Origin of the sequence: Nonomuraea sp. NPDC049028 (assembly GCF_043197735.1) — a bacterium.
GTDB lineage: Bacteria > Actinomycetota > Actinomycetes > Streptosporangiales > Streptosporangiaceae > Nonomuraea.
Window position 1 is genome coordinate 12604 of record NZ_JBICTR010000022.1, and the last position, 16143, is coordinate 28746.

Annotated in this window: 17 protein-coding genes; 6 read left to right on the forward strand and 11 right to left on the reverse strand. The window is 69.8% G+C overall.

The annotated features are described in order from the left end of the window. Positions 1-16 precede the first annotated feature (16 nt). The 9 genes from ACGFJ2_RS55450 to ACGFJ2_RS55490 all read right to left on the reverse strand — a co-directional run bounded on the left by ACGFJ2_RS55450 (position 17) and on the right by ACGFJ2_RS55490 (position 9160). Positions 17-703, reverse strand: coding sequence for a response regulator transcription factor (locus ACGFJ2_RS55450; RefSeq protein WP_393482900.1), 687 nt, complete (start codon positions 701-703; stop codon positions 17-19). Next, positions 700-1320 (reverse strand): GerMN domain-containing protein, encoded by a 621-nt coding sequence (locus ACGFJ2_RS55455; protein WP_393482903.1) that lies wholly within the window; start codon positions 1318-1320, stop codon positions 700-702. The genes ACGFJ2_RS55450 and ACGFJ2_RS55455 overlap by 4 nt, the downstream gene beginning before the upstream one ends. A gap of 11 nt (positions 1321-1331) precedes the next feature. Beyond that, positions 1332-2519: an acyltransferase family protein gene (locus ACGFJ2_RS55460; protein ID WP_393482906.1), complete on the reverse strand. Its 1188-nt coding sequence runs from the start codon at positions 2517-2519 to the stop codon at positions 1332-1334. A 29-nt stretch (positions 2520-2548) separates the two neighbouring features. Continuing rightward, complete coding sequence (locus ACGFJ2_RS55465) at positions 2549-3355, reverse strand: SGNH hydrolase domain-containing protein (protein ID WP_393482909.1); 807 nt, start codon at positions 3353-3355, stop codon at positions 2549-2551. A gap of 150 nt (positions 3356-3505) precedes the next feature. Next, positions 3506-4189: a hypothetical protein gene (locus ACGFJ2_RS55470; protein ID WP_393482912.1), complete on the reverse strand. Its 684-nt coding sequence runs from the start codon at positions 4187-4189 to the stop codon at positions 3506-3508. Between the two features lie 129 nt (positions 4190-4318). Further along, a complete protein-coding gene (locus ACGFJ2_RS55475; RefSeq protein ID WP_393482915.1) occupies positions 4319-5125 on the reverse strand; it encodes an ABC transporter permease in 807 nt (268 codons plus the stop codon). Beyond that, complete coding sequence (locus ACGFJ2_RS55480; protein ID WP_393482918.1) at positions 5122-6135, reverse strand: ABC transporter ATP-binding protein; 1014 nt, start codon at positions 6133-6135, stop codon at positions 5122-5124. Before ACGFJ2_RS55480 ends, ACGFJ2_RS55475 begins: the two co-directional genes overlap by 4 nt. After that, positions 6095-6592 carry a MarR family winged helix-turn-helix transcriptional regulator gene (locus ACGFJ2_RS55485; protein ID WP_357957341.1) on the reverse strand — a complete coding sequence of 166 codons (498 nt, stop codon included), beginning with the start codon at positions 6590-6592 and terminating at the stop codon, positions 6095-6097. Before ACGFJ2_RS55485 ends, ACGFJ2_RS55480 begins: the two co-directional genes overlap by 41 nt. Before the next feature lie 99 nt (positions 6593-6691). Next, a complete protein-coding gene (locus tag ACGFJ2_RS55490) occupies positions 6692-9160 on the reverse strand; it encodes a DUF4132 domain-containing protein (RefSeq protein WP_393482922.1) in 2469 nt (822 codons plus the stop codon). Between the two features lie 101 nt (positions 9161-9261). Here ACGFJ2_RS55490 and ACGFJ2_RS55495 point away from each other — a divergent pair, with 101 nt between their 5' ends. The 3 genes from ACGFJ2_RS55495 to ACGFJ2_RS55505 all read left to right on the forward strand — a co-directional run bounded on the left by ACGFJ2_RS55495 (position 9262) and on the right by ACGFJ2_RS55505 (position 12363). Then, positions 9262-9654 (forward strand): hypothetical protein, encoded by a 393-nt coding sequence (locus tag ACGFJ2_RS55495; protein WP_393482925.1) that lies wholly within the window; start codon positions 9262-9264, stop codon positions 9652-9654. 153 nt (positions 9655-9807) lie between these two features. Next, a complete protein-coding gene (locus ACGFJ2_RS55500; protein ID WP_393482928.1) occupies positions 9808-11088 on the forward strand; it encodes an adenylate/guanylate cyclase domain-containing protein in 1281 nt (426 codons plus the stop codon). Positions 11089-11214: 126 nt separating this feature from the next. Then, complete coding sequence (locus ACGFJ2_RS55505) at positions 11215-12363, forward strand: arabinogalactan endo-beta-1,4-galactanase (RefSeq protein WP_393482931.1); 1149 nt, start codon at positions 11215-11217, stop codon at positions 12361-12363. On the opposite strand, the gene ACGFJ2_RS55510 is transcribed toward ACGFJ2_RS55505, so the two are convergent. Beyond that, positions 12347-12769, reverse strand: coding sequence for a VOC family protein (locus ACGFJ2_RS55510; RefSeq protein ID WP_393482934.1), 423 nt, complete (start codon positions 12767-12769; stop codon positions 12347-12349). The genes ACGFJ2_RS55505 and ACGFJ2_RS55510 overlap by 17 nt on opposite strands. A 90-nt stretch (positions 12770-12859) precedes the next feature. Between ACGFJ2_RS55510 and ACGFJ2_RS55515 the strand changes: the two genes are divergently transcribed. The 3 genes from ACGFJ2_RS55515 to ACGFJ2_RS55525 all read left to right on the forward strand — a co-directional run bounded on the left by ACGFJ2_RS55515 (position 12860) and on the right by ACGFJ2_RS55525 (position 15661). After that, complete coding sequence (locus tag ACGFJ2_RS55515; RefSeq protein WP_393482937.1) at positions 12860-13810, forward strand: helix-turn-helix transcriptional regulator; 951 nt, start codon at positions 12860-12862, stop codon at positions 13808-13810. A gap of 58 nt (positions 13811-13868) precedes the next feature. Continuing rightward, positions 13869-14567 carry a TetR/AcrR family transcriptional regulator C-terminal domain-containing protein gene (locus ACGFJ2_RS55520; protein WP_357957327.1) on the forward strand — a complete coding sequence of 233 codons (699 nt, stop codon included), beginning with the start codon at positions 13869-13871 and terminating at the stop codon, positions 14565-14567. 107 nt (positions 14568-14674) lie between these two features. Next, positions 14675-15661 carry an NAD(P)-dependent alcohol dehydrogenase gene (locus ACGFJ2_RS55525; RefSeq protein WP_358182196.1) on the forward strand — a complete coding sequence of 329 codons (987 nt, stop codon included), beginning with the start codon at positions 14675-14677 and terminating at the stop codon, positions 15659-15661. Between the two features lie 62 nt (positions 15662-15723). Here the strand turns inward: ACGFJ2_RS55525 and ACGFJ2_RS55530 are convergent, their stop codons facing one another. After that, a complete protein-coding gene (locus tag ACGFJ2_RS55530) occupies positions 15724-16086 on the reverse strand; it encodes a cupin domain-containing protein (RefSeq protein ID WP_357957324.1) in 363 nt (120 codons plus the stop codon). Positions 16087-16143 lie beyond the last annotated feature (57 nt).

Here is a 16143-nt window from a genome sequence, read left to right on the forward strand (position 1 = left end):
CCGCGAACGGCGCGGATCACAGCGGCCCGAACCGGTAGCCGAAGCCGCGCACGGTCTGGATGTAGCGGGGCTCGCGCGGGTCGTCCTCGATCTTGGCGCGCAACCGCATCACGCACGCGTCGACCAGCCGGTAGTCGCCGTGGAAGCTGTGTTCCCACACCAGCTCCAGGAGTTGCTGGCGGCTGAAGGTCTGTTCGGGCGTGCCTGACAGGAACAGCAGCAGCTTCAGCTCCGTCGGCGCCAGCGCGAGTTGCGCGCCGTGCTTGAGCACGCGCAGGGCGACCCGGTCGACGAGCAGGTCGCCGTGGATGGTGCGGGCGGCCTGGCCGGGGGAGGCGGGCTGGGTGGTACGGCGCAGCACCGCGCGCATGCGGGCTTCGATGACCTCGCTGCTGGCAGGCTTGATCACGTAGTCGTCCGCGCCGGCTTCCAGACCGACGACGACGTCCACGTCATCGTCGCGCGCGGAAAGGATCACGATGGGCACCTGGCTGAAGGCGCGGATGCGGCGGCACGTCTCCAGGCCGCTCATGCCGGGGAGCATCAGGTCGAGCAGTACGACTTCGGGAGCGCTCGCGATGAGTTCGGCCAGCCCGTCCTCGCCGGTCGCCACCAGCAGGGTTTCGTGGCCTCGGTGGCGCAGGCCGAGGCTCACGCCCCGGCGCACGGCCGGGTCGTCTTCGATCAGCAGTACGCGGGTCACGAGGGGGCTCCCTGTTTGGCGGGGACGGCCGACCCGCTCTCATCGCACCTGACCGGCCACGGGTCGCCCGCCATGCCAGGCTCGAACACCTCGACGACGGGGTCGGTGCCGATGCCTGGGGACGCGGCGGCCGTACACACCAGCTGGCTCACCGCCACCGGCCGCAGGTCGCGCACCAGCCACGGTAAACGCAGCTGCACCCGGCCCTTGGTCGTCCTGGCCCGGATCGGCTGGGTCACTGCCGGCAGCCGCGTGATCAGCCCCCGGGCCCGCTCGGCCGCTGTGGGGCCGGCGAGCAGCGCGTCCATGGCCTGTCGCAACCGGTCTCCGTCCGATGCCGGCCGGGTGACCGGCCAGGTGCCCTCGGGCGTGACGAAGTACACCCGCAGCAGGCGGCTGCTGTTCTCGGTCAGGCCGCCTTGGGCGGGCTGACCGGCGGGGAGCGCGCCGGTGTCGGTGATCCCGCAGCCCGCCAGCGCCGCCGCCGCGCTCAGGCCGGCCGCCACGCGGCACAGTATCCCCGGCAGGCCGGTCGTCACACGGCACAGCGCCCGCGGCATGACAGTGGCCACCCGCCAGAGCACTCCCGGCATGTGTTCGCTCTCGTTCTTCGGCATGGTCTCTCCGGCTACGGCTGGTTCAGCATGCTCACATCGACCGTCCCGGCGCCGGGTCGCGGCCGCGGTATCGCCGCCCACAGCCCCACCGCCGTCACTCCCGCGACGGCCAGCGCCGCCCATCCGCGCCGCCCGGTGGCCCACCGGGCGCGCAGTCGTACCGGATCCTCGACCACGGCCTTCGAGACTAGCGCGACCAGCAGCGACAGTCCGACCGCGGCGATCGTCCAGCCCCAGCCGTCGAGCCCGGCCACCGGCCGGGGCAGCAGCAGATAGACCGGCCAGTGCCACAGGTACAGGCTGTAGGACAGCTCGCCCAGTCGTCGCGGCGCTGCGCTGCCGACCACCCTGCCCACGAGACCGTCCGGCGTACGGGCCAGGAGCGCGATCAGCACGGCGCTGCCCAGGGAGTGCGCGAACATCCCGCCCTGGAACAGGCCCGGGGTCTCTTCCCCGCCGGTCAGCAGCCATGAGGCGGACAGCCCGCACAGCAGCGGGACACAGATCGCGTCCACGGCCAGGCGCGGCAGGCCGGCCACGGCGTCTCGGACGGGCGCCGTGGCGGCGGCCGCGCCGAGCAGGAGAGAGAAGGCCCGGGTGTCGGTGCCCTCGTAGGCGCGGGTGGTGTCCACGGCCGCCCCGAGCTTGATCATGACCAGGAGCGAGATGAGCGCACCGGCGACCGCGACGAGCGCCACTCGCCGCTGCCCGCCGGGCCCCTTCCCGGCCAATGCCACCACCAGGGGCCAGGCCAGGTAGAACTGCCATTCGACGCCGATGCTCCACAGATGGGCGAACAAGCGGGTGCCGGCAGCATCCCAGTATCCGAGCTGCTCGTGGATATAGTGCCAGTTCACGCTCTGGGCGGCCACCCATGGCGCGTCCTGGAGGGCGAACCTCAGCATGTCCGGCCTGGCGAACGCCCAGGCCAGCGGCAGCGTCGACGTGACCATGACGGTCAGCGCGGGCAGGAGACGGCGGGCCCGGCGCCCCCAGAAGGCCGTCAGGTTGAGCCGGCCGCCGCCGAGCTCCTCCAGCAGCAGGCCGGTGATCAGAAAGCCGGACAGGACGAAGAACAGGTCGACGCCCAGGAACCCGCCACGCATCTGCCCGGCGTGAAACAGCAGGACCGCGGTGACAGCGAGCCCGCGCAGCCCGTCAAGCGCGCCGATGTGCGCGCGTCGCGGAGCTGAAACCATCAACCCCTCGCCGCGAGAAGCCGGCACCATCAGCCGCAGCCGAGTTTGGCGAAGCGCTCGTCGCCGGTCCACGGCCCGGTGGCCCAGACGCTGGGGGCGGCCGGGGTGAAGCCGGCCAGCTCGCCGAGCCGCTTGGCGAACCAGGTGGCGAAGGCCGCCGACCCCTGCTGGCAGGAGTGGATGCCGTCCTTGGCGCGCTGGGCCTTGCCGGCGGCGTAGTCGCTGCCCCACAGCTCGGAGGCGTCCAGGTAGCTTGCGTGAGCAGCCTTGGCGGCCATCGCGGGCGCGCTCTTGATCGCGTTCTCGTGCGGCCTGAAGAATTCGTCGATCTTGAACGGCGGGGCGGACACCAGTACGAGCCGGGCGCCGGCGTCCTGGGCCGTTCGGGCGAGCTTCTGGTAGGCCGACAGCTGCTGGCGGGCGGCGCCCCAGTCGTAGCTGGTGATCTGGTAGGCGATCACCGTCGGCCGGAAGGAGGCGAGGTTCGCCTTCAGGGTCTTCCAGGTGTCCTTGGCCGCCATGGCCGTCACCGGATGGTCACCGGCGACGATGTTGCCGCCGCCGTCGGACGTGGCGTTCTTGAACGCCACACCGCCGGCTTTCAGCGCCGCTTCCAGAGCCGGGGCCTGCGCGCCCGCGATGGAGTCACCCATCCATAACACCCTGACGCCGGCCGCGGCCTGCGCAGTCTGCTGTCCATCGCTGGTGGAGGCGGTGGAGGCGGTGGAGGCGGTGGAGGCGCCGCAACCCGCGAGCGTGGCCCCGACCGCGACGGCCACGGCCAGGAACGCCCCGGTACGACGGAGGTCAGTGGAGAAATAGGGAGTCGCTTGCATGACCATCAGGCAAGCAGACGATTCCGGAGGTCAACCGCGTTGTCATCGTTTCATCACACAACGGGGGATGGGCTGTCACGAAGGCAGCGCCCCTGCGTCTGGGTGGAGCGGTTCCCAGCGTCGATCAGCGGTGTCGATCAGCAGTGTCGATCAGCGACGTCGCCGGAAGCGGCGCGCGGTCAGCCAGCGGGGAAGTCTGAGATGGAAGCCGGTGGCGTCGAGCACGGCGTCGAGGAGGGCCAGCAGGACGCCTGCTCCTCCCGCCAACCCGGCGGCGCGGAAGTCCTCGGCCGGAGTGTCGCCGGGCGCGGCCGGGCGTGGGTCGATCCGTCCGGTGGGGTCCCAGAGGACCGCGAGGGTGGTGCCCGGCCGCGCCACGGAGATGCGAGTCGTCATCGAGTCCGGACCGCCCTGCGAGCAGGCCAGGCGGTAGTCGTAGTAGGTCTCGCTGCGCGTGGACGTCCACGTGGTGCCCGGGTCGCCGGGTGAGGTGCCGGGCTGGTAGTGGGTGTCGGTGACGGTGCGCTGTTGCGGGGTCTCCTGGCGTACCAGGCAGTCGCTCACCTGGCCGCGCTGGGCCAGCGCCTGCCGCGCCACGGCCTCGTCGGCCAGGTTCAGGCAGTAGATCAGCGCCATGCCCATCGCGAGGCTCAGTAACACCCGGGTGCATCTGAAGAACGCCAGGCCGATCGGTGCCACCGCGACGAAGAAACCGATGATCGCCAGGACGACCCCGACCCAGCCCGCTGGGCCGTAGGCGTCGAGATAGCCCCTTCCGAAGGCCAGCGCGATCGCCAGCACGGCCGGCCACACGCGCGGCAGAATGCCCCGCACGTCCGTGGAGCGTGTGTACCTGCCAGGCATCTGATCACCCTCGCCATCGGTGCCCGCGCCGCTCACGACGTAAACGTCATCCCGTCTCGCGGTGATTTCCCGAGGCGGGTGGAGGTCATGGCGGCGTCCTCAGGTCAGGGACCGGCGGCGGAAGCTCACCATCCCGATGGCGGTCAGCACCACGCAGGAGCCGGTGAGCACGACGATCGAGATCCACGGCTCGATGTGCGGCACCTGCGGCTCCAGCGCCGCCCGTACTCCCTCGCTCGAGTACGTCATCGGATTGAGCGCCGTCAGGACCTGGAACCAGGGCAGCTCACCGAGCGAGGGCCACGGGTATTGGGTGCCGCCGGTGAACAGCATCGGCGCGATGATGAGGGCGAACATGATGCCGACCTTGCCGGGCGGCAGCAGCGTACCGATGATCAGCCCGATCGCCCCGGCCGCCCAGCCGCCGAGCAGGACCGACAGCACGAGCAGCGGAAGGCCGTCGACCCGGAACGACGCGTCCTGGATGATCAGCATGCCGGCGGGCAGGGTGACCGCGGCGGCGAACAGCGCGCGCAGCGCCGCCGCCAGCACCTTCTCCAGGCCGACCAGGGAGATCGAGACCGGCGCCAGCAGGCGGTCCTCGATCTCCTTCGTGTAGCCGAACTCCATCATCAGCGGCAGGGCGACGGCCTGGAGCGCCGCCACGAAGCCGCTCATCGCGACCACGCCGGGAAGCAGCACGTCGTTGTAGGAGGGGTCGACGTAGGCCAGGCGGCCGAGCACGCCGACGAAGATGAAAAGCATGACGAGTGGCTGGAGCACGACCTGGGCGAGCACCGAGATGATGTCGCGCCAGGTCACGACGGCATCGCGCCACAGGATCGCGAGGACCACGCGCAGCGGGCTGACGCCCCCGCGGACGGCCGTCTGGGCCGGCACGCTCATCGCAGGCTCCTCCCCGTGAGGGTGATGAAGACGTCCTCCAGGCTCGGCTCGCCGATCTGGACGTTGGTGATGGGGCAGTCGCGCTTGGCCAGCAGCTGCGCCACCGGTCCGAGCACGGCGGCGGGATCGCGGCTCACGTAGAGCCGGAAACGCGTCTCGCTCGAGGCAGGCCCGGCGGGTGCGGACTGCACGCTTTCGACGCCGTCGACACCGGCCAGGACGTCCGGCAGCTCCTGGACGGCAGGCCCGGGGACCTGCCCGAGAGTGATGTCGAGCAGGCTCTTCCCCTCCAGGCCACGCGTGAGCGCGTGGACCGTGCCGAGCGCGAGCAGCTTGCCGTGGTCGATGATGCCGACCCGGTCGGACAGGTCGGCGGCCTCGTCCATGTCATGCGTGGTCAGGACGACCGTCACCCCCGCGGCGCGCAGCTCGCGGATCCGGTCCCACACGAAGAGCCGCGCCTGCGGGTCGAGCCCGGTCGTCGGCTCGTCGAGGAACAGTACGCGAGGGTCGTGCATCAGGGCTCGGGCGATCAGCAGGCGCTGGGCCATGCCGCCCGAATAGGTGTTGACGCTGTCGCGGCCCCGCCCGACGAGCCCGAAGGACTCCATGAGCTCGGTGGCCCGGGCCTTGCGGACCGCTCGCGGCACGCCGTGGTAGGCGGCGTGAAAGACCAGGTTCTGCCAGGCATTGAGGGAGCGGTCGAGGTTGTTGACCTGGGGCACGACGCCCAGGAGCCGGCGCGCCGCCACGGGGCGGGCCACGACGTCCACGCCCAGGATGGTGGCCGTGCCTCCGGTGGGGATGACGCGGGTGGTGAGGATGCCGATCGTGGTGCTCTTGCCCGCGCCGTTGGGGCCTAACAGGCCGAAGATCTCTCCTGGGCGGACCTCGAGAAAGAGTTCGTCTACGGCGTTCGCCGGAGCCCCGGGATATCTCTTGACCAGGGCGTCGATGGCGACGGCGGAGTCATCGACCTTCGCCGCTCTCTGTGTCTGCGATCCGGGCACGAGTGGCCTCCCGTTCGTCGAATTCGATCGTGCCGATGAGGAACGTGCGGATGATCGCCTCGTGCTCGGGATCCGGCAGGCTGGGGGTGAGCGGGGGCGCCTCGCTCAGGACGTGCCCCACGCGCTCGGTGATCTTCTTGCCGCGCGGCGTGAGCACCAGCAGGACCTTTCTTCGGTCCACGGTGTCCCGCAGACGGTCCACGAGGTGATCGCGGGCGAGCGTGTCCACGATCCCGGTCAGTGTGGAGACGTGCACCCGGCAGCGCCGGGCGATCTCGGTGTGGGTGCCCGACCCGCGGCTCAGGGCCAGCAACACGTTCATCCCCGCGACGGACACGCCGTGCTCCTGGCTCAACAGAGCGTTCCAGCGGCTGTTCAGCACGTTTCCCGCGATCGACACCAGATAGGGGAGTGGCGCCTGCTGGAGGTCGGACTCCGCTGAATGGCCAGATGTCATGTTCGTCAGGATAGCGACTTTGTTTGGTGCCATACATTACGAGCTCATATATTTTTGCCCCATAGCTTTTGGGGTCGGCCGGCTCGTCGTCCGCAGCCATCAGGTGACGTCTGCCCGGCGGATCTGCTGGAGGATGGTCTCGTCGGTGATCTTGCTGTCGTGGGCGAGGAGGAAGGCCTTGCTGAGGATGAGAGCCAGGCGGCCGTCCTCCTCGAAGGGCAGGAACAGCTTGGCGTCGCGCTTACGGGCTGTGACGATGCACAGGTAGATGTCGCTGGGGCTCATGAGGATGTTGCCGCTGCCCAGGTGGATCCGGTAGGTGCGCAGGTCACCGCGGACGACGAGGTAGCGGTCGGTGAGCGTGCAGCGGTCGGCGATCGCCGTACGGGGGAGGATCCGGGCCAGTGCGTCGCGGCGGACCTCGGCCGACGGCGGCAGCGTGCCGAAGGCGGCCTCTCGCACGTACCCACCGAAACGCTCGTCACCGCCGAAACGCTCCTCACCGCCGAAACGCTCCTCACCGCCGAATCGCTCTCCACCGCTGAAACCGTCCTCGCCCCGGTCGATCCAGTCCGGGTCGGCGGCGATCGAGGTGATCGCGATGAACAGGTCCACGTCCCGCATCGCCTCGCTGAACACCAGCGGCGGAACCCACGCCAGTGGCGTCTCCCGCCAGGCGCGCCCGTGGCGCCGGTCGAAACGGACCTGATCGGTGGCGGCAAGGGTCACCTCGTGGTCGGCCACCGCGGCGGTCTCGTAGCGGAAGCGGACCCGCCAGGCGCCCTCCGCCAGTTCCTTCTTGGCCACGGCTTCCTGCTCGCCGTGGAAGGCGCGCAGCCAGAGCGTCTGCCAGCCGCGCTCCTTGAGCAGCGCGTACAGCCGCGGGTGGTCGACGATGTGGGCGGCGAACCGATGGGAGTAGACCCCTGTGCTCTCCTCGGCGGGGGTGAGCACGTAGACCTCCCGGAAGGCCTGCTTGTACGGCTGGCGCAGCCGTCGCCCGGTCACCGTCTCCCGCCAGGCCGCCACTTCCGCCGGCGCGGCGCGCGCGGGATGCCACAGCCGGACCTCGGCCCCGGGCGGTGCGTCGCCGGGCAGGAAGGCCGTCCCATCCGCCTCCCAGATCAGCCCGCGCGCCACCACCCCGGTAATCGGATGATTCAGGTAGTGACGGGCCCACTCCTCGTGCGACCAGGTCCGGTCGACGGTGAACAGCCCCTCCAAGCGGGCGCGCTCGGCCGCCAGCGTCTGGCGGACCTCCTTCTGGACGGCCTTGATGGCCTTGAGCTCCTCAGCATGGGTTTCCTTCACCGCCGCGGGAAGGGCACGGACCGCGGTGCCGTCGGCGGCGGTGAAGCCGAGTCGTACGGTGACCGCGTCCCGGACGGTCAGCACCACGGTGTGGTCGCCCAGGCGCCACGACCGGGTCCCGTCGGTGGCGAGTCCGTGGGTCGGCACGCCCCGCTCCAGCAGCTGGGCCGGTGTGATCCCGGCGTGTCCGGCGGCCGTGGCGAGCGCGGTGTCGACCTGCTTGCGCAGCGCCCGGTGCTTGATCGAGGTCTGGAGCCGCCAGAGCGGCTGCGGGTCTTCGCCCTCGCCGAGCGCGTTGATCGCGGCCCCGGCGATCACCAGATCCTGCGTGAATCGGGCGCGGTCACCACCCAGATGGACGGCCAACCAGGTCAGAGTGGCCGCCAGATCGTCGACCCGGGCCAGCGTCGCCGCCCAGATGGTCCCGCGGGCCACATCCGTGTTCGCCTCGGACACCATCCGCCGGTTGCCGTCGTCGGACACCTCGCGGATGAAGGCCGTCAGCGCGAACCGCACGAACTCCCGCGCACCGGCGGGCTCCAGCAGGGTCAGGCAGCGGGCGCGCCACGTCTGGGTGGGCCGAGGCGTATGTACCTCGCACAGATGCTCGACCAGCTTGACCAGGTGGGGTGCGGGCGCGTCCCCAAGGTAATCGCGTACGGACGAGGCCCAGGCGTCGGCGCGTACGAGTGCCGACAGCGGCAATGTCGTCGGACCGCCGGGCAGGGCCAGCGCGATCCGGCGGTGCAGACGTCGTCGGTCGTCGGCAGGCAGCGGGACGTGGGCCATGGCCTCGATCAGCCGGGTGAACGGCTCGCGCAGGTGTTGCCGCTCGGCGACGTCGATTTCCAGCACCAGGTCCACGACCTGGCACACCCAGGTGGCGTCCCAGTAGTGAAGCCTCCGGCTGCGCACGACCGAGAGCAGCGCGGCCACGTCGGTGGCGGTCCAGCCGCTGGAGCCGGACAGGGCCGGCTCCAGCTCTTCGTAGTATTCGTCCAGCCCGGGTTGAGCCAGGTAGATCACGGCGGCCCGGCGGTCGGCGCCTTCCGTGTGACGCAGCCGTCCCACCCACTCCTGCCGGACATTCCGGGCCTGGCGCCGCAGTTTCTCGTCACGTCGTTCGTCCCGGTCATCCGGCCAGAGCCAGGAGTATGACCGTCCCTCCAGCTCAAGCTCCTGGACGATCGCCTCCATGATCCAGCTCGTGGACGCGAAGGCGGCCGTGACCGTCTCGTCGACGGTGAGTTCGCGCATGCCTGGATCATGCCGAAGCCGTCCGACAGAATTCGCCGGAGGCCGGTTTGTCGGAGGCGGCTGATAGTCAAGGGTCATCCCACTACCACAGGAGATCATCGATGGCCCAGGTCACCTTCCGTGACGAGAGCGCGAGTGGCCGGCCGCTGGAGGAGTTCACGCTGCCCGGCCTGCCGGACCGGATCACCGCGCGTGAGCTGCTGCGGCTGCGCGTGCGCGAGGAGGTCGCCCGGTACAACGCGGCGCCCTCGCCCAGGTTCAACGGGCTGGTCAAGCCTGACGACGCCGAGGTCGAGCTGAACGGCTACCGGATGCGCGCGGCACGGCGGATCGACTGGGAGCGTCAGGCGGACATCGCCGAGCGGGCGTTCGCGCGCAACGGGTTCCTCCTGCTGGTCGGTGATCGTCAGATCGAGGGTCTGGACGAGTCGATCGACCTGACCGCGGATCCGGTGATCTCGTTCGTCAAGCTTGTCCCGCTGGTCGGAGGCTGAGACGGGTGCGGCGGCGTTCTGCAGAGACCGCCGCTGCTGGTTGGCGGCGCGGCTGTCGTCCCTGGCGCCCGCTCGCGCCAGCGCCTCCTCGGCCGCGCGAGTCGATCACAGAGAGCGTTTATACAAGTGCGTTGAGTGATATACGGTGGTCGGGTGGCTTCCGAACCCCCCACGGGCGCATACATCCCGAGCACCTTCGACACCGAGCCGCGCTCCGCGGCCGGTCTGCCGCTGGCGCTGATCGAGCAGTGGCGTGACACCGGTCAAAGCCACGAGGACGCGCGGCGGCTGCTGAGCCGATTCGCGGTCCGCGGTTACAACGTGGTGTCCGATTCGGCCGGGCTGACGAAGCTCAGTCAGCGGCTGGGTCTGCTGGAGGTGCTGGCGCTCATCGACCGGCCCAAGCGGATCCTGCACACCCACGCCAGGGCCATCGGCGGCGAGGCGGTGGGTGTGTGGGCGGCGGACAACGCCCAGATGTTCCATCCGGAATCGGCGGAGGCGGGGGTGCTGCTGTCGGCCCTGCTGAAGGTCCAGGACGAGATCGAACGCCATTGCCGCGTACGGATCGGCATCGGAACGCACTACGGGAGTTTCTACGGCCTGGCCGGTGGGCTGTACGGCCCGGAGGCGGACGCGATCGAGGACATCGCGGAGAACCACACCGAAGGCGGGGAGCTCGTGGTGACAGGCGCGGTCGTCGACCGGCTGCCGCCTGACCATGCCTTCGTCCTGCGACGCAAGGACGGCCCCGAGAGCCTGGTCGGCGCCGTCTATCAGGTGCTCGACGGCCCCCGTCCGGACGATGTGCGGCCGGTCGCCGAGGAGCTGCGTTACCCGATTCCCTACTCCGCGGCCTTCTACGCCGACCTGCTGAGGCTGGAGGGTCGTCCCGAGGACGTCGAGTTGGCCCGGCGGCTGGCCGCCGAGCATCTTCAGGACCGGACGGTGGTTCTGGTCGAGCGGAGCGTCGCCGCGGCCGAGACGCCTGAGCTCGGGCTGCTGAGAGGGCTGGCCCTGTCGGCCGTGCTGAGGGAGGCGGGGCTCCGGCTCATGCCCGAGCGGGGTGCCGTGGAGATCAAGATCGCTGGACCGCTGGCTCTCTACCTGTTCGAGGAGGTCGCGCCGGCCGTACGCTTCGCGCAGGGCCTGCGCGCGGGCCTGGCCGAGCATGAGATCGTCTGCCGGATCGGGGTGGCCGCCGGGCCGGTGCTGGCGGGTGAGACGCCGGGCGGTGGGTGGGATGTCGCGGGCGCGCCGGTGAACCTCGCCTCCAAGATGGCGCAGGATCTCGGCAGGCCCGGTCACGTCTATCTGAGCGAGGCCGTACATGAGCGGCTGAGCGAGGCCGGGAGTGAGCGGGCCCAGCTGGACGGGTTCGCCTCTGTCCGGCGTACGGTCTCCGGGGTCCAGCTGACCTTCTTCGAGGGCTGAATTCCCGGGAACCACTCTTCCCCGGCGGGAGATCCTTCTTTATCCTCATGCTCAAGAGGGTCTGTGAACGTTCACAGAGGAGCGCTCAAGAGCCTCTGTGAACGTTCGCAGGAGCCCGCCCATTTCTTGAGCAAGGAGATCGGGATGGCCGTCAACCACCTGAACCGCCCCTGGAGGATCGGGGGCACGCTCCTCCTCGCACTGGCGACACTGCTCGCCGTCGCACTCGTGAACCCCGCCCCCGCCTCAGCCGCCACGCTGACCATGCGCGGCGCCGACGTCTCGTCGCTCCAGCGGAGCCTGGACCTCGGCGCCAAGTACTACAACGCCGCCGGGACGGCCGCCGACCCGCTGGACATCCTCGCCGGCGTCGGCGTCAACTACGTCCGCTTACGCGTCTGGAACAACCCGGCGAGCGGCTACAACAACAAGGCGAAGGTCCTGGCCTACGCCAGGACGGTCAAAGCCAAGGGGCTCGGCCTGATGATCGACTTCCACTACTCGGACACCTGGGCCGACCCGGGCAAGCAGTTCAAGCCGGCGGCGTGGGCGAGTCACGGCATCGGCCAGCTCCAGACGGACCTCTACAACTACACCTACGACGTCTGCAACAGCCTGAAGGCGCAGGGCACCACACCCGACAGCGTGCAGATCGGCAACGAGATCAACGTCGGGATGCTCTGGAACGACGGCAAGGTCATCAACAACGACTTCACCAACCTGAGCCTGCTGCTCAAAGCCGGGTACAACGCGACCAAGGCGTGCAACAGCGCAACCCAGGTGATCATCCACACCGCCGATGCCGACAGCCTCGCCAACGCCCGCTGGTTCTACGACGGGATCAGGGCCAAGGGCGTGCCATGGGACATCACCGCCCTGTCCTACTACTGCATGTGGCACGGCCCGCTGTCCACCCTGTCCACGGTGATCAACGACGCGAGGTCCCGGTACGGCAAGCCGGTCATCGTGGCGGAGACCGCCTACCCGTTCACCGCGGCCAACGCCGACAGCGAGGGGAACGTGGTGACCGGCTCGGCGCCGTGCTCGGGCTACCCGGCCACCTGGGCGGGGCAGGCGAACGAGTTCGCCGCGGTCCAGAACACGGCGCGCGGCGCGGGCGCGATCGGCGTCTTCTACTGGGAACCGACCTGGTACGCCATCTCCGGCAACGGCTGGGACCCGGCCAACATCAACGGCACCGGCGACCAGTGGGACAACATGGCCACCTTCAACTGGACCGGCGGCATCAATCCCAGCATCAGATGGACTCCGTAGGCCGCGTCCCGAAGATCTCCAGGTAGTGCTCGTTGTACATCACGCCGAGGATGTTCCCGAAGGGGTCGACCACGGACGCGGTGACGAATCCCGGCCCCCGCTCGACCGGCTTGTCGTGCACGGTGGCGCCCAGGGACAGCAGCCGCTCGAAGGCGGCCTCGACATCGTCCACGTGCCAGTAGATCACCGCGCCGCCGGCCTGGTCGGACCGGCCGTGCGGGGCGAATCGGCGGTCGACGATGCCGAACTCGTGCTGGTAGTCGCCAAGCCGGAACTCGATGTACGCGGGCGGCCCCTCGACCGGGCGCACGAAGTACGGCTCGATGCCGAGCAGTTCGGTGTACCAGTCCCGGGCGGCCGAGACGTCGTCGGCGAAGAAGCTGACGGTGGTGAGTCCACGCAACATGGGGTGTTCCTTACTTTCGGTCGGTGACTATGACCATCCTCCAAGCTAAAGTGCTCACCAATTGACCACTTTCTTGGAGAAGATGGGGACATGCGCGCTGACCGGCTCGTCGCGACCCTCCTGCTCATGCAGAGACGTGGCCGGGTGACCGCCGCCGAGCTGGCCGGCGAGCTCGAGGTGTCCGTCGCCACCGCCCGCCGCGATCTGGAGGCGCTGTCCGCGGCGGGCATCCCGGTCTATCCGCAGGCCGGACGCGGTGGCGGCTGGTCGCTCGTCGGCGGCGCCCGTACCGATCTCAGCGGTTTGTCGGCGACCGAGGCGCAGGCGCTGTTCCTGCTGGTCGGACCGGCCGCGGCCGTCTCGGGTGAGGCCAAGGCGGCGCTGCGCAAGCTCGTACGGGCGCTGCCGCAGACCTTCCGGGCCGACGCCGAGGCCGCCGCCGGCGCGACGATGATCGACCCCACCCGCTGGGGCGAGCGTGATCGCCGCCGCCCCGAGCTGGTCGACCTGCTCCAGGCCGCCGTGGTCCGGCGCAGGAAGGTCCGACTGACCTACGCCGGCAGCGCCCGGGAGCGGAGCGAACGGCTGATCGACCCGTGGGGCCTGATCGACAAGGACGACATCTGGTACCTGATCGCCGGGACCGAACGCGGACAGCGAACCTTCCGGATCGACCGGATCATCGAGGCCGAGCCGACGGACCAGACCGCCGAGCGGCCGGACGACTTCACGCTCGCCGACGCGTGGGAGCAGGTCGTGGGGGAGGTGGAGCGGCGGCGTTCGCGTACGTGGGCGACCGTGATCATCGAAGCCAGGTTCGTGCCGGTGCTGCGCACCCACTTCGGGCGGCACTGCCACACCGACGGCGAGCTCGACCACGGCCGGGTCCGAGTCCGCCTCGCCGCGCCGACCCCGCTGGACATCGCCAGGAACCTGGCCGGCTGGGGCGCGATGATCGAGGTGGTCGAGCCGCGGTCGGTCCAGGCGGAGCTGGCCCGGATCGGCGCCGAGCTGGCCGGCCAGTACGCCGCCGAACGCTGACCTGGCAGCGATGGAGCCCAAACTTGCCTTGTACGATATGGCGCGGAGGTTGATCTAGGTGGCCACGCGGAATGGACCGAGGACCGAGCCCCGCACCCCGTTGAGCAGAGACCGGGTGCTCCGGGCCGCGATCAAGGTCGCCGACGAAAGCGGCATCGAGTCGCTCACGATGCGCCGTCTCGCGGAAGAGCTCGGCGCCGAGGCGATGTCGCTCTACTACCACGTGGCCAAGAAGGAAGACGTCCTGGACGGCATCGTCGGCGTCATCGCCGGCGAGATCAACGAGGCGGTCGGCCGGATCGACGTGCCCTCCAAGGGTGCCGCCTGGAAGACGGCCGTGCGGCAGCGGATCCTGACCGCCCGCCAGGTCTTCCTCCGCCACCCCTGGGCGCCGCGCGTCTTCGAGACCCGTACCGACGTGAGTCCGGCCGTCGTACAGTACTTCGATGCCCTGATCGGGCTCATGCGAGACGGTGGCTTCTCCAACGACCTGGCCCACCACGCGCTGCATGCCCTGGGGAGCCGGGCTCTGGGGTTCACCCAGGAGATGTTCGATCCGGGTGACGGGACCGGTGACGAATCCGCGGCCATGCTCGACGCCATGGCCGAGCAGCTGCCCCACCTCGTCGGCATGCTGCGGGAGATCGCCCACGACGACCCCGACTCCACGCTGGGGTGGTGCGACGACCAGACCGAGTTCGAGTTCGGGCTGGATCTGATCCTCGACGGTCTCGACAGGATGCGCGAGACCGCCTGACCTCCGCGTTCGCCTCATAAGGCGCTTCGCCATGCCCTTGACTGCCTTACGCCGTAAGAGTACCTTACGACGTACGACTTACGTTGTACGAATCGGAGGCACCTGCGATGAAGGCGATCGTCTTACGCACGTACGGCTCACCCGACGACCTGGCCATCACCGAGATCGACAAGCCCCTGCCCGGCGACGACGAGGTACTGGTCCGGGTCCGTGCCACCTCCATCCAGCCCTACGACTGGCACCACATGAGAGGCGAGCCGTACATCGCGCGCCTGATGCCCGGCAGCCTCGGGCTGCGCGGGCCGAAGATCCACATCCTGGGCGCCGACCTGGCGGGGCAGGTCGAGGCGGTCGGCAAGGACGTGACGGAGTTCAGCCCCGGCGACGAGGTCTTCGCGCAGTCCAACCAGGGCGGCTTCGCCGAATACGCGTGCGTCCGGGCGAGCGACCTGGCGCCGAAACCGAAGAACCTGTCGTTCGAGCAGGCGGCGGCGGTGCCGATGGCGGCCAACACCGCCCTGATGGGCCTGTGCGACCAGGGCCGCGTCCAGTCCGGGCAGAAGGTCCTCGTCAACGGGGCGTCGGGCGGGGTAGGGACGTTCGCCGTGCAGATCGCCCGAGCGCTCGGCGCGGAGGTCGCCGCCGTCTGCGGCGCGCGGAACGTGGACCTGGTCAAGTCGCTCGGCGCCACCGAGGTCATCGACTACACCACGGAGGACTTCACCCGGAACGGACAGCGTTACGACCTGCTGCTGGACATCGCGGGAAGCCAGTCAGCAGCGGCCTGCCGCCGGGCGCTGACCCCCAAGGGCGCCCACGTCGCCATCGGCGGACCGCCCGGCCGATGGTTCCAGCCCGCCGCTCACGTGTTCGCGGCACTGGCGCTCGGGCCGTTCGTGTCCCAGACGATCGTCATGACGGACGTGGTCCACTGCCCGCAGAAGCGGCAGAATCTGCTGACGCTGACCCGGCTCATCGAGGACGGCGAGATCACTCCGGTCATCGACCGCGGTTACCCGTTCGAGGAGATCCCGGCGGCCGTCCGCTACCAGGAAGAGGGTCACGTCGTGGGGAAGGTCGTCATCACGGTCTGAACGAAAGGGCCGAGGGCCGCCGGCTACGTGCCCGCCGGCGACCCCCGCTGCAAAAGCAGGCCTCAGACGCTCCGCGCCTTGGCGTACTCCGCGGCGCCGCCCGCGAAGTCGTACACCTCTACCTGCTCGTTCCCGACCACCCAGGCGTCGTGTCCGGGCGGGGCGACGAAGACCTCCCCCGGGCCGATCTCGGCCTCGGCGCCGTCGTCCATCCGGATGCGGAGCCGGCCTCGGACGACGAACCCGTTGTGATGGACCTGGCACGAATCGGTGCCGACGATCGGCTTGATGGACGCCGACCAGCGCCATCCGGGTTCGAACGTGGCCACACCGAAGCTCAGGCCCGTCAGGTTGCACACCTCGAAGTGGCCCATCGGGAAGTCCCGGCGCTCGTCGGGCTTGTCGATGCTCTTGACCTCGATCATGACGTCCCCCTTCGTCACCTTTCAGTGTCCCACCGGGCATTTCTCCGAACAAAGCCG

Coding starts and splice junctions, on each gene's coding strand:
- ACGFJ2_RS55455 (WP_393482903.1), bottom strand. CDS start 1,320: ATGCCGAAGAACGAGAGCGAACACATGCCGGGAGTGCTCTGGCGGGTG.
- ACGFJ2_RS55460 (WP_393482906.1), bottom strand. CDS start 2,519: ATGGTTTCAGCTCCGCGACGCGCGCACATCGGCGCGCTTGACGGGCTG.
- ACGFJ2_RS55465 (WP_393482909.1), bottom strand. CDS start 3,355: ATGCAAGCGACTCCCTATTTCTCCACTGACCTCCGTCGTACCGGGGCG.
- ACGFJ2_RS55475 (WP_393482915.1), bottom strand. CDS start 5,125: ATGAGCGTGCCGGCCCAGACGGCCGTCCGCGGGGGCGTCAGCCCGCTG.
- ACGFJ2_RS55485 (WP_357957341.1), bottom strand. CDS start 6,592: ATGACATCTGGCCATTCAGCGGAGTCCGACCTCCAGCAGGCGCCACTC.
- ACGFJ2_RS55490 (WP_393482922.1), bottom strand. CDS start 9,160: ATGCGCGAACTCACCGTCGACGAGACGGTCACGGCCGCCTTCGCGTCC.
- ACGFJ2_RS55495 (WP_393482925.1), top strand. CDS start 9,262: ATGGCCCAGGTCACCTTCCGTGACGAGAGCGCGAGTGGCCGGCCGCTG.
- ACGFJ2_RS55510 (WP_393482934.1), bottom strand. CDS start 12,769: ATGTTGCGTGGACTCACCACCGTCAGCTTCTTCGCCGACGACGTCTCG.
- ACGFJ2_RS55515 (WP_393482937.1), top strand. CDS start 12,860: ATGCGCGCTGACCGGCTCGTCGCGACCCTCCTGCTCATGCAGAGACGT.
- ACGFJ2_RS55525 (WP_358182196.1), top strand. CDS start 14,675: ATGAAGGCGATCGTCTTACGCACGTACGGCTCACCCGACGACCTGGCC.
- ACGFJ2_RS55530 (WP_357957324.1), bottom strand. CDS start 16,086: ATGATCGAGGTCAAGAGCATCGACAAGCCCGACGAGCGCCGGGACTTC.